Origin of the sequence: Stenotrophomonas sp. RG-453, from assembly GCF_033843685.1 — a bacterium.
Lineage (GTDB): Bacteria > Pseudomonadota > Gammaproteobacteria > Xanthomonadales > Xanthomonadaceae > Stenotrophomonas > Stenotrophomonas bentonitica_A.
Genome location: NZ_JAMYED010000002.1, coordinates 489230 through 502282, shown reverse-complemented (window position 1 = coordinate 502282; position 13053 = coordinate 489230). Strand labels below are relative to the sequence as shown.

Below are 13053 nucleotides of genomic sequence, written 5' to 3'. Positions count from 1 at the left end.
ACTCATCTGGGGGAAAACGCGGATTATAGAGCCGCTGGCGTTTTTCCCATGTTGCAGCGCGGGTGGGCTGGGCGGTGGCCATGCCCATCATGGCCGCACTGTGTGCGGCCAGCCGACCATGGGTCGGCTCTACCCGGCTTCGGGCCGGGGCAGCGGCTGGGCTAGAATCGGCGGTTCTTTCACCAGGGGCTGCTCAATGCGCTCGAACCTGCTTGCCTTCTCCGTCGTCGCCAGCCTTGGGCTGGTCCAGGTCGCCCATGCCGCTGAAGGCATGTGGGTGCCGCAGCAGCTGCCGGAAATCGCCGGCCCGCTCAAGCAGGCCGGCCTGAAGCTGTCCCCGGAGCAGATCTCCAACCTGACCGGCGACCCGATGGGCGCGGTCGTGGCATTGGGCGGCTGCACCGCCAGCTTCGTCTCCCCGCAGGGCCTGGTGGTCACCAACCACCACTGCGCCTACGGTGCGATCCAGCTGAATTCGACGGCCGAGAAGAACCTGATCAAGGACGGCTTCAACGCCCCGACCCTGAAGGACGAACTGAGCGCCGGCCCGAACGCCCGCGTGTTCGTGCTGGACCAGATCACCGACGTCACCGACCAGGCCAAGGCCGCCATCGCCGCCGCCGGCAAGAACCCGCTGGCCCGGACCCGCGCGCTGGAGGCCTTCGACAAGGCCCAGACGGCCGCCTGTGAAGCCGATGCCGGCTTCCGCTGCCGCCTGTACAGCTTCTCCGGCGGCAACACCTACCGCCTGTTCCGCAACATGGAAATCAAGGACGTGCGCCTGGTCTACGCGCCCCCGGGCAGCGTCGGCAAGTTCGGTGGCGACATCGACAACTGGATGTGGCCGCGCCACACCGGCGATTTCTCGTTCTACCGCGCCTACGTGGGCAAGGACGGCAAGCCGGCCGCCTTCTCGGCCGACAACGTGCCTTACCAGCCCAAGCACTTCCTGACGTTCGCCGACCAGCCGCTGGGCGCCGACGACTTCGTGATGGTGGCCGGCTACCCGGGGCGCACCAACCGCTACGCCCTGGCCGGCGAGTTCAATGAAACCGCCAGCTGGACCTACCCGACCATCGCGCGCCACTACAACGCGGTGCTGAAGATGATCGACGAGGCCGGCAAGGCCGACCCGGACGTCAAGGTGAAGTACGCCGCCACCGCGGCCAGCATGAACAACGTGGCCAAGAACTACGCGGGCCAGTTGGAAGGCTTCAAGCGCATCGACGCGGCCGGCCAGAAGCAGGCCGAAGAAGCCGCCGTGCTGGCCTGGCTGAAGAAGCGCGGTGCCGCCGGCAAGCCGGCCCTGGCCGCACATGCGCAGCTGATCCAGCACCTGGACACCAGCAAGGCCACGCGTGAGCGCGACCTGTTCGTCAGCCAGTTCAACAGCACCTCCGCAGTGGGCTCGGCGATCACCCTGTACCGCCTGTCGATCGAACGCAGCAAGGCCGATGCCGAGCGTGAGGTCGGCTACCAGGAACGTGACCTGCCCTCGATCGAAGGCGGCCTGAAGCAGATGGACCGCCGTTACGTGCCGCGCATGGACCAGCAGCTGCAGACCTACTGGCTGAGCCAGTACGTGGCCCTGCCGGCCGCGCAGCGCAGCAACGAGGTGCTCAACCAGTGGCTGGCCGGCAGCGACAAGGCCGCCGTGGATGGCCTGGTCGGCAAGCTCTCGGGCACCAAGCTGGGCAGCCTGGATGAGCGCCTGAAGTGGTTCAAGGCCGACCGTGCCGCCTTCGAAGCCAGCACCGACCCGGCGATCCAGTACGCGGTCGCGGTGATGCCGGCGCTGCTGCAGCAGGAAGAGCAGAAGAAGACCCGCGAAGGCGAGTCGCTGGTATCGCGCCCGCTGTACCTGCAGGCCGTGGCCGACTACAAGAAGAGCAAGGGCGAGTTCGTCTATCCGGACGCCAACCTGTCGCTGCGCATCACCTTCGGCAACGTCATGGGCTACGGCAAGGACGGCGTGAACTACACCCCGTTCACTACCCTGGAAGGCGTGGCGGCGAAGGAAACCGGCGAAGACCCGTTCGATTCGCCCAAGGCGCTGCTGGAAGCGGTCAAGGCCAAGCGCTATGGCGGCCTGGAAGACAAGCGCATCGGCTCGGTGCCGGTGAACTTCCTGTCCAACCTGGACATCACCGGTGGCAACTCCGGTTCGCCGGTGCTCGATGCCAACGGCAAGCTGGTCGGCCTGGCCTTCGACGGCAACTGGGAATCGGTGAGCTCCAACTGGGTGTTCGATCCGGTGATGACCCGCATGATTGCCGTGGACAGCCGTTACATGCAGTGGATCATGCAGGAAGTGGCGCCGGCGCCGCAGCTGCTGAAGGAACTGAACCTCAGCAAGTAAGCCGACACGTCGGTTTCGATGACCCCGCAGCGAAATCTGCGGGGTTTTTTTATGTGCGACGTACAGTCAAGCCCGCGGCGTCTTGTTTTCCCCCGTGGGGGCGCGCCGGCCTGGGCCGGGCAGGGTAGGCCAGCAAGCCAGCATGCCCGCACGCAACGAAGCGCAAAGCGCCGCACAGCTTCACCGCCGCGACCGGGTATGATCCCTGTTCGGTGTGGTTTCACAGGACGTGAACGAAACGCCGCAACCTCCTCCCCCCAAGGACCCCTTGTCCGCATGCGCATCCTGCTTGCCCGTCACGGCGAAACGCCGTGGAATGCCGAAGGCCGCTACCAAGGCCAGATCGATATCCCGTTGTCGCCGATCGGCGAAGCCCAGGCCAAGGCCTTGGGGGAACGCCTCAACTCGGTCGACATCACCCGCGCCGTCGCCTCACCGCTTGTGCGTGCCCAGCTGACCGCCCAGCTCGCCCTTGGCGCCGAGCGTGCCCCGATGCTGCTGACCGAGCCGGACCTGCAGGAAATCGCCCACGGCGAATGGGAGGGCCTGCTGGCCAGCGAAATCCACGAGAAGGATCCCTCCCGCCTGCGCGCCTGGCGCGAAGAGCCGGATACCGTGCTGATGCCCGGCGGCGAATCGCTGCGCCTGGTGCTCGAGCGCAGCTGGCGCGGCCTGGCCCGTGCCGCCGAAGGCCTCGGCGAGCATGACACCCTGCTGGTGGTCGCCCACGACGCCGTCAACCGCGTGATCCTGTGCCGCATCCTCGGCCTGCCGATCTCGCGGCTGTGGACCTTCCGCCAGGCACCGACCACCCTCAACCTGCTCGAAGGGCCCGACCTGGACCAACTGGAAGTGGTCCGCCTCAACGATTGTGCCCACCACACGCCGTTCTTCGGCGAAGCCAAGCACCGCGCGCTGTAACGCACTGCGTCCCATCCTGCCGTCCGCCCCAACGATTCCGATCCAACGACCATGACCACCACCGCCCGCCCGCAGACCCTCTCCGACTGGCTCGGCTACATCGAGCAGCAGCACTCCGCCACCATCGACATGGGGCTGGACCGGGTGCGTACCGTGGCGCAGGCGATGGGGCTGGGCGCACCGGCCGAGCGCAGCATCGTGGTCGGGGGCACCAACGGCAAGGGCTCCACGGTTGCCTTCATCGAGGCGATCGCCCGTGCGGCCGGCTGGAAGGTCGGCGCGTACACCTCCCCGCACCTGCTGCGCTACAACGAGCGTGTGCGCATCGATGGGCAAGACGCCAGCGATGACGAACTGATGGCCGCCTTCAACGCCATCGAAGACGCGCGCGGCGATACCACGCTCACCTATTTCGAGTACGGCACCCTGGCCGCGCTGCATCTGTTCGCACAGGCCGGGCTGGATCTGGCCGTGCTTGAAGTCGGCCTCGGCGGGCGCCTGGATGCGGTGAACATCGTCGATGGCGACGTGGCGGTGATCACCACCGTAGACATCGATCACAGCGATTGGCTGGGCGAGGACCGCGAAGCGATCGGCACCGAGAAGGCCGGCATCATCCGGGGCTGGAAGCCGGTCATCCTGGGCGAAATCGATCCGCCCTCGAGCGTGCTCGCGCGCGCCTACCTGCTCGGGGCCAATGCCATCCGCGGCGGCAGCGACTTCTTCGCCGAGGCCATCGATGGCGAACGCTGGCGCTGGCGTGATGTCGGCTTCCGGCTTGAACTGCCGCACCCGGCCCTGCGTGGCCCGATCCAGCGCGCCAATGCCGCCACCGCGATTGCCGCGCTGCGTGCCCTGGATCGCCCGCTGCCGCGCACCGCCTTCATCGAGGGCGTGGCGGCCGCGCGCATCCGTGGCCGCCTGCAATCCTTCGATCGTGATGGTGTGGAGGTGCTGGTCGATGTCGGCCACAACCCGCAGGCCGCCCGTGAGCTGGCGGCGGCGCTGAAGGCCAGTCCCGTCACCGGCAGCACCATCGCCGTGTTCGCTGCCCTGCAGGACAAGGATGCTGCCGGTGTGGTGGATGCCTTGGCCGATCAGGTCCAGCAGTGGCATCTGGCCGGCCTGGAGGGCGCGCGTGCGCAGAGTGCCGCGGAACTGCAGGCACGCCTGGCTGGTACGGCTGCGGCCGCCGCAACGCCGCACGCGACCGTCGTGGAGGCACTGCAGCATGCCGTGACGCAAGCCAACGCCGGCGACCGCGTGCTGGTGTTCGGCTCCTTCCATACCGCCGCACAGGCGCTGCAGACGCTCGACCCCGGCGCCTGAGGGCGCTTTGCGGTGCCGTTCAGCCGCATCAGCCGCCGCACACGCGCGCACCCGTATAATCGCCGTGGCATTCCGCCGCGCCGCCTGCCTGCCTTCACGTGGATACTCCTCTGAAACAGCGACTGATTGGTGCCATCGTCCTGGTGGCGTTGGCCGTGATTTTCCTGCCCATGCTGGTCAAGGGTCCCGCACCTGACAGTGGTGTCGCCAACGTGCCGATCAGCGCACCGGCCGCGCCATCGGACGGTCAGTTCGAAACCCGCGAGCTGCCGCTGGTCGCACCGACCGGTGGTGCCACCGGCCTGCAGAGCGGCGCATCGACCACCCAGCCGCTGGCCGACAGCGCTGCCGTCGCCGCCGATCCGGCCCCGGCCGATACCTCGCCGGCCGTCGCCGCCGGCAACTACGCCGTGAGCTTTGGCGCCTACGCCAGCGAAGCCGATGCCGACCGCGTCATCGCCTCGTTGAAGAGTGCCCAGCTGGCGGGCTTCCGCGAGCCGGCCACGATCAACGGTCGCCAGGCCTGGCGCGTGCGCGTGGGCCCCTACGCCGACCGCGCGCTGGCCGAAGCGGGCCGCCTGCAGGCGGTCAAGGTGCGCAACGATGTCAAGGCCGAGGTGATCACCCTCGATGCGCGCGCGGCCACCGCGGTTGCCGCGACCCCGGCCGCCACCGCACCGACTCCCTCGGCTGCACCGCCGGCCTCCAGCGCCGCCGCCGCGCCATCGGGCAACACGGTGAAAACCGAATCCCTGCCGGCCGAACCGGTCGCGGCCGCCAAGCCGGAACCGAAGCCGGCCGCGCCCAAGCCCGAACCCAAGCCGGCACCGGCACCCAAGCCCGAAGCTGCCGCTGCGGCGCCTGCTGCCCCGGCGGCCCCGGCGGCCAGCAGTGTCGGCTTCGCCGTGCAGCTGGGTGCCTTTGGCCAGGCCACCGAAGCCAACGCGCTGCGCGACAAAGTCCGCGCCGCCGGCTTCAGCGCCTTCGTGGAGCAGGTCCGCACCGACAAGGGCACCCTCAACCGGGTCCGCGTCGGGCCGGTCGCCAACCGCGCCGATGCCGAGAACCTCAAGGCCCAGGTCGCCGCCAAGGTCGGCGTGGCCGGCATGGTCCGCCCGCATCCCTGATGCCTGACCTGCGCCGCCCCGCAGCTGCTGGACGGCGCCTGCCGCGCGGCCTGACGGCATGATCGACATCGTCCTGCTGGTCCTGATCGGCGCCTCGGTCCTGCTGGGGCTGATGCGCGGCTTCGTCGGGATCGTGGTCGGCACGCTGTCCTGGCTGCTGGCCGGCTGGGCCGCATTCCTGTTCGGCAACGACGCGGCGCACTGGTGGGCCGCCCCCCTGGAACCGGGCACCGGCCACTATGTTGCCGGCTATCTGGGGGTGTTCCTGATCGTCATGATCGCGGTGGGCCTGATCGGCATGCTGATCAAGGCCGCCGTGAAGGTCACCTGCCTGACGGGCGCCGACCGCGTGCTGGGCGGCGCGCTGGGCCTGGTCCGGGGCGCCTTCCTGGGCTGCGTGCTGCTGATGCTGGCCGCCTTCACACCGTTGCCGCAGGAGCCGGCCTGGCAGACTTCGCAGGTGCGCCCGCTGCTGCAGCCGGGCGTGCGCTGGATGCAGGCGCAGCTGCCCGAGATGGCGTTGCCGGAGGTGAATCTGCCGCAACTGCCGACGATGGATTTGGGCAAGCCGCTCGCGACAGGCGATAATGGCGTCCTTGGCGAGGTAGTGGCAGGGCGCGGATGGCCGCGTCCCGTTGACGAGGGGAGGGAGACGGCACCTGCCGACGCTGCGGCGCGCGGGCCGGCTTCCACACTGCCAGTCAATATCGAGCCGGCGCACCCGCGTCCGGACGACACCGCTCCGGCACGGAACGGTACCCCCGGCCAGGCACGGCCACCTTCACTGTAGATGGGCGCAGCCCAGCGGAGAACTCGCACCATGTGTGGCATCGTCGGAATCGTCGGCAACCAGAACGTCGCCGGGCAGTTGTATGACGGCCTGACCGTCCTCCAGCATCGTGGCCAGGACGCGGCCGGCATCGCCACCGCCGATGGCACCCGCCTGCGCGTGCAGAAGGCCAATGGCCTGGTGCGTGATGTGTTCGATGCCAAGCGGATGTCCACGCTGGAAGGCCGCGTCGGCATCGCGCACGTGCGCTATCCCACCGCCGGTTCGGAAGGCATGGACGAGGCGCAGCCGTTCTACGTGAACTCGCCGTACGGCATCGCGCTGGCCCACAACGGCAACCTGATCAATACCGAAGCCCTGCGCCAGCAGGTGTTCGAGCAGGACCGCCGCAACGTCAACACCGATTCGGACAGCGAAGTGCTGCTGAACGTGTTCGCCTTCGAACTGGACGCGCAGCGCCAGCTGACCCCGGAAGCGGCGATCCGCGCCGTGGCCGCCGTGCACCGCCGGGTCAAGGGTGGCTATGCGGTGATCAGCGTGGTGCTGGGCCTGGGCCTGGTGGCCTTCCGCGATCCGCATGGCATCCGCCCGCTGGTACTGGGCAAGCGCGCCCACGCCGAAGGCGATGAATACATCGTGGCCTCCGAATCGGCCGCCCTGGACGTGCTCGGCTTCCAGCGCGTGCGCGACGTGCGCCCGGGTGAAGCGCTGGTCATCACCGCGCGCGGCGAGCTGTTCTCCGAAGTCTGCGCCGAGCCGGTCGAGCACAGCCCGTGCATCTTCGAGTACGTGTACTTCGCGCGCCCGGATTCGATGATCGACAACGTGTCGGTGCACAAGGCGCGCATGCGCATGGGCATCAAGCTGGGCGAGAAGATCCTGCGCCTGCGCCCGGACCACGACATCGACACCATCATCCCGATCCCGGATACCTCGCGCGATGCCGCGCTGGAGATCTCCAACACCCTCGGGGTGAAGTACCGCGAAGGCTTCATCAAGAACCGCTACATCGGCCGCACCTTCATCATGCCGGGCCAGGGCGAGCGCGTGAAGTCGGTGCGCCGCAAGCTCAACCCGATCCACCTGGAGTTCCGCAACCGCGTGGTGCTGCTGGTGGATGACTCGATCGTGCGCGGCACCACCAGCCAGCAGATCGTGCAGATGGCGCGCGACGCCGGTGCCCGCAAGGTCTACCTGGCCAGCGCCGCGCCGCCGGTGCGCTATCCGAACATCTACGGCATCGACATGCCGGCGGCCGAAGAACTGGTCGCGCACAATCGCAGCATCGAGGAAATCGAGAAGCACCTGGGCTGCGACTGGCTGATCTACCAGGACATCGAGGACATGGAAGCGGCGGTGAGCGAAGGCAATCCGGAGCTGAAGTCGTTCGATTCCTCGTGCTTCAACGGCGTCTACCCGACCGGGATCGAGCCGGGCTATTTCGAGCGCATCCAGCAGCTGCGTTCGGACGATGCCAAGCACAAGCGTCGCGCCTGAGGGCCGGGCATGAGTGATGTGTTGGACAGCGCGGCCGGCGATCTGCTGCAGGCCGCGCAGCAGTGCCTGGCCGAGCCGGATCCGCTGCGCAAGGTTGCCTTGACCCAGCACTATGCCGTGCAGTTCCGCGCCGGTCGCCTGAAGGCACCGGCCGATGCGCCGCCACCGGCGCCGATCCGGATGCCGGGGCGCCCGGCCAGGCCGACGCTGGTCCACCCGCGCGATCTGCCGCGGCGTGGCCTGGGCAGCGTGGAGGGGCGTGCCGCGTTCGTGCATGCCATCGCGCATATCGAACTCAATGCGATCGATCTGGCCTGGGATGCGGTGTACCGATTCCGCGGCCTGCCGACGTCGTTCCATGCCGACTGGGTCAGTGTGGCCGATGACGAATCGCGCCACTTCATGCTGCTGCACGATCGGCTGCAGGCCAATGGCTATGCGTACGGCGATTTCGACGCACACAACGGCCTGTGGGAAATGTGCGAGAAGACCGCGCACGACGGGCTGGCGCGCATGGCGCTGGTGCCGCGCGTGCTCGAAGCGCGCGGGCTGGATGTCACCCCGGGGATGATCGTGAAGCTGCGTGCCGGTGGCGACCATGCCACCGCCGATGTGCTGGAGATCATCCTGCGCGAAGAAGTGGCGCACGTGGCCGCCGGCTCGCGCTGGTACCGCTGGTACTGCACGCGTGAAAACGTCGAGCCGCGACCGCGGTTCATGGCGCTGCTGAAGGAATACGCCGGCGGCTATCTCTATGGCCCGTTCAATCTCGAAGCGCGCCTGCTGGCTGGCTTTGATGAGGAAGAACTGGCCGAGCTGATCGAACAGACCGAGCTGCGCGGTCAGGTGTTGGCCAGCACCACGCGCTGACCGCTCGCGGTCGGCCGGTTGACGTAGAACAGGCCTGGCCCGGGTCGATACGGCAACTCCCGGGTGCCTTCATCGGCGGCGTAGAGCAGCGCGGTATCGCCCAATGCATCGAAGTTCCAATGTGCTGACTGCATCAGGTAGCGCTGGCGCAGCAGCAGCTCCTGCGCGGCGTCCAGCGGCTGGCCGGCCAGCAGCCGCGCTGCGATCGGTTGCAGCTCCATCGGCAACGCCAGCGCAGGCAGCTGATCGGGCGAGGTCGTCCACGCCACGCCCGCCCCGGCGGCGCGCTGGTGCAGCAGCCGCAACGCGATGAACTGGTAGCGCGCATCGATCTCGCGGCGCAGGACGACCGCCGCGTACCCACGCAGGGTGAGTTGCGGCAGCACGCTGCGGCTGCCGGCGATGCGCTGCAGCTGCCACTGGTGCCAGACATCGACCCAGATCGCGTCATCGCCCAGGCCAAGCGTGCGCTGCCAGCGGCGGCAGGTTGCCTGCGCGGTGCGGTAGACCGTGCTCGCGCGCAGCAGTGCCGGCGGCGGCACCGCGCCTGGCGCCAGCCCGGTACCGCGCAGCAGCTGACCCTGGGGCCGGCTGAGCAGCTTGGGCCCTTCGATACGCTGGTCGTAGCCGCCGCCAATGTTGGCGTGCACGCCCGGCAGGGCGATCTCTTCGTGCTCGGGCGCCACGCTGGTGAGCGCGAAATGCTCGCGGTGTTCATCGCGGGCGACCAGCTGCACCACCTTGTCCGCACAGCCGGGGCGCAGCGCGAGCGCCGGCATCTCATCGCGGTGCTGGCGGCCGATCGCCACCACGGTATCGAGCAGCCCCACGAAGCGTACCGGCCGCGCGGTGGCGGGGAATCCCGGCGCCAGCGCCCAGCCCGAGCGCACCAGCTGTTCGCGCAGCCACGCGGCACCGGCGGGCGCATTGAGCACGTTCACCACGTCGCGTGCACTGGCCGCGCCACGCGAATAACCGAACAGATCCACCCGCACGCTGCCCAGGGTATGACCGGGCTGCGCGCGGGCCAGCTGGCGCAGCGCCTCCGGCAGCAGCTGCTCCAGCGCGCGCCGTCGTTTGGCGCGTACGCCGGTGCGTCCGATGCCGAACGCCAGCCCCATCAGGTCGTCTTCCTCGCCGGTACGCGTGCCCACGCCTTCGATGTAGATCGACAGCGCGAGGGTGCTTCCGGCCGGCGGCAGCTGCCGATGGTCCGGGTACAAGGCGTGCAGCCGCGCGATGTTGGTCAGGCCGTTGCTGTAACTGCTGGTCAAGCGGCTCTGGTACGGCGAGGCATCATCGGCGACCACCGCAGGTGGGCGCGGCGCAGGCGTGGTGGCACCGGGCGGGCGCGAAGCGCGCTGCAGGTTGTCGGCGTTGTTGCGGGTGCCGTCGAAGAACAGGCCGATGTGCAGCGACACCGTCGGCGTCGTCGGTTGGGTAGCTGCCACCGCCATATCGTCCCTGTTCCCCGAGGATGCCCGGCTAAGGTAGCGCGGAAGCCCCGCGCCGGAACAGCACGGCAGGCAGGGCTGCTGCCGGCGTCAGCTCGCCAGCGAATCGAGGGTCCAGCCGTCTGGGGTGACGCGCAGCACCGAGCCCTGTTCGTACCAGTCGCCCAGCACGATGCGCGTGCAATCGCGGCCCCCGGCCTGCAGCGCATGGATGGCGGGGCGGTGGGTATGGCCGTGGATCATGGTGTCCACGCCGTAGCGGCCGAAGGTAGCATCCACTTCCGCCGGCGCGACATCGGTGACGGTCTCGAACTGGGCACGGTCCCCCTGCTTCATTTCCGACTGGCGCGCCTGGCTGGCATCGCGGGCCTTCTGCGCGAAGGCAATGCGCGCGGCCAGCGGCTGCGACAGGAACTGCGCCTGGAACACCGGGTCGCGGGTCTGTGCGCGGAACTGCTGGTAAGCGGTGTCGTCGGTGCACAGCAGGTCGCCATGCTGCAGCAGCACCGGGCGGCCGTACAGATCGATCACACTCGGGTCGGGCAGGATCGTGAATCCCGCGCGGCGCGCATAGTCCTCGCCGACCAGGAAATCGCGGTTGCCTCGGATGAAGTACACCGGCACGCCGGCGTCGGCCACGGCATGCAGCGCGACCGCGACCGCATCGGCGGCCGGGGAGGGCGTGTCATCGCCGATCCAGGCTTCGAACAGATCGCCCAGGATGTACAGGGCATCGGCCTGCATCGCTTCATCGCGCAGGAACGCCAGGAACAGGTCGGTGATGGCTGGACGACTCGGGTCCAGGTGCAGATCGGAGATGAACAGCGTGGTCATGCCCGCATTGTAAAACGGGATCACGGGCGAGGCATCGCTGCAGGGTGAAGCGCCTGGCTGCGTCAACGCAGCACGGCCATGGCCGCTACAGCGGCAGCCACTGCAGGCTGGCCGCCGCCAGCAGGGCGGCAATCCCGGTCGCGGCCAGCACATCGCTGGGGTAATGCAGCCCCAGCACGACCCGCGACAGCCCGATCAGCATCGTAAAGGGCACCAGCACCGGGGCCAGCCACGGGTAATAGGCCAGTGCCACGATCGTGAAGGACACCGCGTGCAGGGTGTGCCCGGACGGGAAACTGAACTCGTCCAGCGGCGCCACCCAAGCGCGGATGCGCAGGTCGGCGGCGTAGGGCCGCGGGCGTCGCGTCCAGCGTTTGAGGCCTTTGTACAGCAGCAGGGCCATCAAGCCGGTGGCGGCCATGTGCAGCGAGGCGCGCAGGCCGTCCAAGCCATCCAGCAGCACCAGCGCACCCATCAGTGCGTACCAGAAGGCGCCATCACCCAGGCGGCTGATCACCGCGAAGGCATGGCGGATCCGGCGGTGCCGGCAATAGTGGTTGGCGCGGCGGCACCAGCGCGTTTCGCGGCCACGCAGGGCGTCAAGCGGCGTGGTCGGCATGTGCCCTCCGGGCGTGGGCCAGTTCAGAGAGCAGCGCATCGAACTCGGCGACCACGTGCTGCGGATGCAGGCGCTTCATCGCCGTGGCGGCGTTACGGCCGAGCCGGTGGCGCAACGTATCGTCGCCGGCCAGCTGCACGGCGGCGGTCACAAACTCGCTGTCGTCACTTACGGCGATGCCGTTCTCATCGGTACGCAGGTATTCGCGGGCGGCGCCGTAGTCGAAGGCGACCGTGGCCAGTCCGCTGGCCATGGCTTCAAGGGTCACGTTGCCGAAGGTCTCGCTGCGGCTGGGGAACAGGAACAGATCGCCGCTGGCGAAATGCCGCGCCAGCGCGTCGCCGCGCTGCACGCCGCAGAAGATGAAGTCCGGGTTGTCGTGGGCCAGCCTGGCGCGCGCTGGGCCATCGCCGACGAAGATGAAGCGCGCCTTCGGGCGTACCTGCTGCAGGCGGCGGAACGCTTTGACCGCCAGCCCGAGATTTTTCTCCGGGGCGATGCGGCCGACATGGATCGCCGCGAATCCGTTGCCGTCGATGCCCCATTCCTCACGCAGCGCCGGGTCGCGCCGCTCGGGTTCGAACTGGCTGCTGTCCACCGCGCGCGCCAGCAGACGGACGCGGTCGAAGCCCTGCTCGCCGAGGAACTGCTGCAGCTCCTGGGTCGGCACCAGCGTCGCATCGGCCTGGTTGTGGAAGCGGCGCATCCAGCGCAGCGCGGCGGCCTGCAGCCAGGCCACGCCGTAGTCGGGCAGGTATTCGTCAAAGCGGGTATGGAAGCCGGTCGCGACCGGAATGCCGAGGCGTCGCGCGGTGCGCAGTGCCGACCAGCCCAGTGGGCCTTCCGTGGCGATGTAGATCGCGTCCGGCCGCTGCTGCTGCCACTGGCGGCCCAACCGGGCGGGCGCGGGCAGGCCGAAACGCAGGCCGGGGTAGCGCGGCAGGTTGGCGCCGGTGACCAGGACGGTGCCTTCGGCGTTGTCCACATCGGACGGTTGCCGGGGCCGGACCAGATCCACCTGGTGGCCGGCGGCACGCAGCCCCAGTTCCAGGCCCTGCACGGTCAGGGCGACGCCGTTGACTTCCGGGGGATAGGTTTCGGTGACGATGGCATAGCGCATGGCGGGCCTCCGGTATGCCACGCATGCTGGGGCCGGGCGATGTAGCCGACATGACCGCCGTATGACGCCGGCATGACGCGCACGCCGGCAGAAAAACACCACGGCCCCGAAGGGCCGTGGTGATCAAGCGAGG

Annotated in this window: 11 protein-coding genes; 7 read left to right on the top strand and 4 right to left on the bottom strand. The window is 68.8% G+C overall.

Features of this window, described 5'->3' with window-relative positions; genetic code table 11:
* The first annotated feature begins 196 nt into the window (after nucleotides 1-196).
* From NJD74_RS05005 to NJD74_RS04975, 7 genes are all read left to right on the top strand, one after another.
* The gene (locus NJD74_RS05005; protein ID WP_070473743.1) at nucleotides 197-2359 is read left to right on the top strand and encodes a S46 family peptidase; all 2163 of its coding nucleotides are present in this window, start codon (nucleotides 197-199) and stop codon (nucleotides 2357-2359) included.
* 276 nt (nucleotides 2360-2635) lie between these two features.
* Entirely contained in the window at nucleotides 2636-3280 is a 645-nt protein-coding gene (locus NJD74_RS05000; protein ID WP_019185829.1) for a histidine phosphatase family protein, read from the top strand.
* Between the two features lie 51 nt (nucleotides 3281-3331).
* The gene (gene folC, locus NJD74_RS04995) at nucleotides 3332-4609 is read left to right on the top strand and encodes a bifunctional tetrahydrofolate synthase/dihydrofolate synthase (protein WP_070473745.1); all 1278 of its coding nucleotides are present in this window, start codon (nucleotides 3332-3334) and stop codon (nucleotides 4607-4609) included.
* Nucleotides 4610-4707: 98 nt separating this feature from the next.
* Nucleotides 4708-5736, top strand: a complete 1029-nt coding sequence (locus NJD74_RS04990; RefSeq protein ID WP_019185827.1) for an SPOR domain-containing protein — start codon at nucleotides 4708-4710, stop codon at nucleotides 5734-5736.
* A gap of 58 nt (nucleotides 5737-5794) precedes the next feature.
* On the top strand, nucleotides 5795-6526 hold the full coding sequence (locus tag NJD74_RS04985; protein WP_019185826.1) for a CvpA family protein: 732 nt from the start codon (nucleotides 5795-5797) through the stop codon (nucleotides 6524-6526).
* Nucleotides 6527-6556: 30 nt separating this feature from the next.
* Nucleotides 6557-8023 (top strand): amidophosphoribosyltransferase, encoded by a 1467-nt coding sequence (gene purF / locus NJD74_RS04980; RefSeq protein ID WP_019185825.1) that lies wholly within the window; start codon nucleotides 6557-6559, stop codon nucleotides 8021-8023.
* A gap of 9 nt (nucleotides 8024-8032) precedes the next feature.
* Entirely contained in the window at nucleotides 8033-8893 is an 861-nt protein-coding gene (locus NJD74_RS04975; RefSeq protein WP_046272391.1) for a ferritin-like domain-containing protein, read from the top strand.
* Here the strand turns inward: NJD74_RS04975 and NJD74_RS04970 are convergent.
* The 4 genes from NJD74_RS04970 to NJD74_RS04955 all read right to left on the bottom strand — a co-directional run bounded on the left by NJD74_RS04970 (nucleotide 8866) and on the right by NJD74_RS04955 (nucleotide 12920).
* The gene (locus tag NJD74_RS04970) at nucleotides 8866-10350 is read right to left on the bottom strand and encodes a DUF2235 domain-containing protein (RefSeq protein WP_319623790.1); all 1485 of its coding nucleotides are present in this window, start codon (nucleotides 10348-10350) and stop codon (nucleotides 8866-8868) included. The two genes, NJD74_RS04975 and NJD74_RS04970, sit on opposite strands and share 28 nt — an antisense overlap.
* An 87-nt stretch (nucleotides 10351-10437) precedes the next feature.
* Nucleotides 10438-11181, bottom strand: coding sequence for a UDP-2,3-diacylglucosamine diphosphatase (gene lpxH / locus NJD74_RS04965; protein WP_019185822.1), 744 nt, complete (start codon nucleotides 11179-11181; stop codon nucleotides 10438-10440).
* An 85-nt stretch (nucleotides 11182-11266) separates the two neighbouring features.
* On the bottom strand, nucleotides 11267-11800 hold the full coding sequence (locus NJD74_RS04960; protein WP_019185821.1) for a phosphatase PAP2 family protein: 534 nt from the start codon (nucleotides 11798-11800) through the stop codon (nucleotides 11267-11269).
* A complete protein-coding gene (locus NJD74_RS04955) occupies nucleotides 11781-12920 on the bottom strand; it encodes a glycosyltransferase family 1 protein (RefSeq protein ID WP_319623789.1) in 1140 nt (379 codons plus the stop codon). Before NJD74_RS04955 ends, NJD74_RS04960 begins: the two co-directional genes overlap by 20 nt.
* Between the last annotated feature and the right edge of the window lie 133 nt (nucleotides 12921-13053).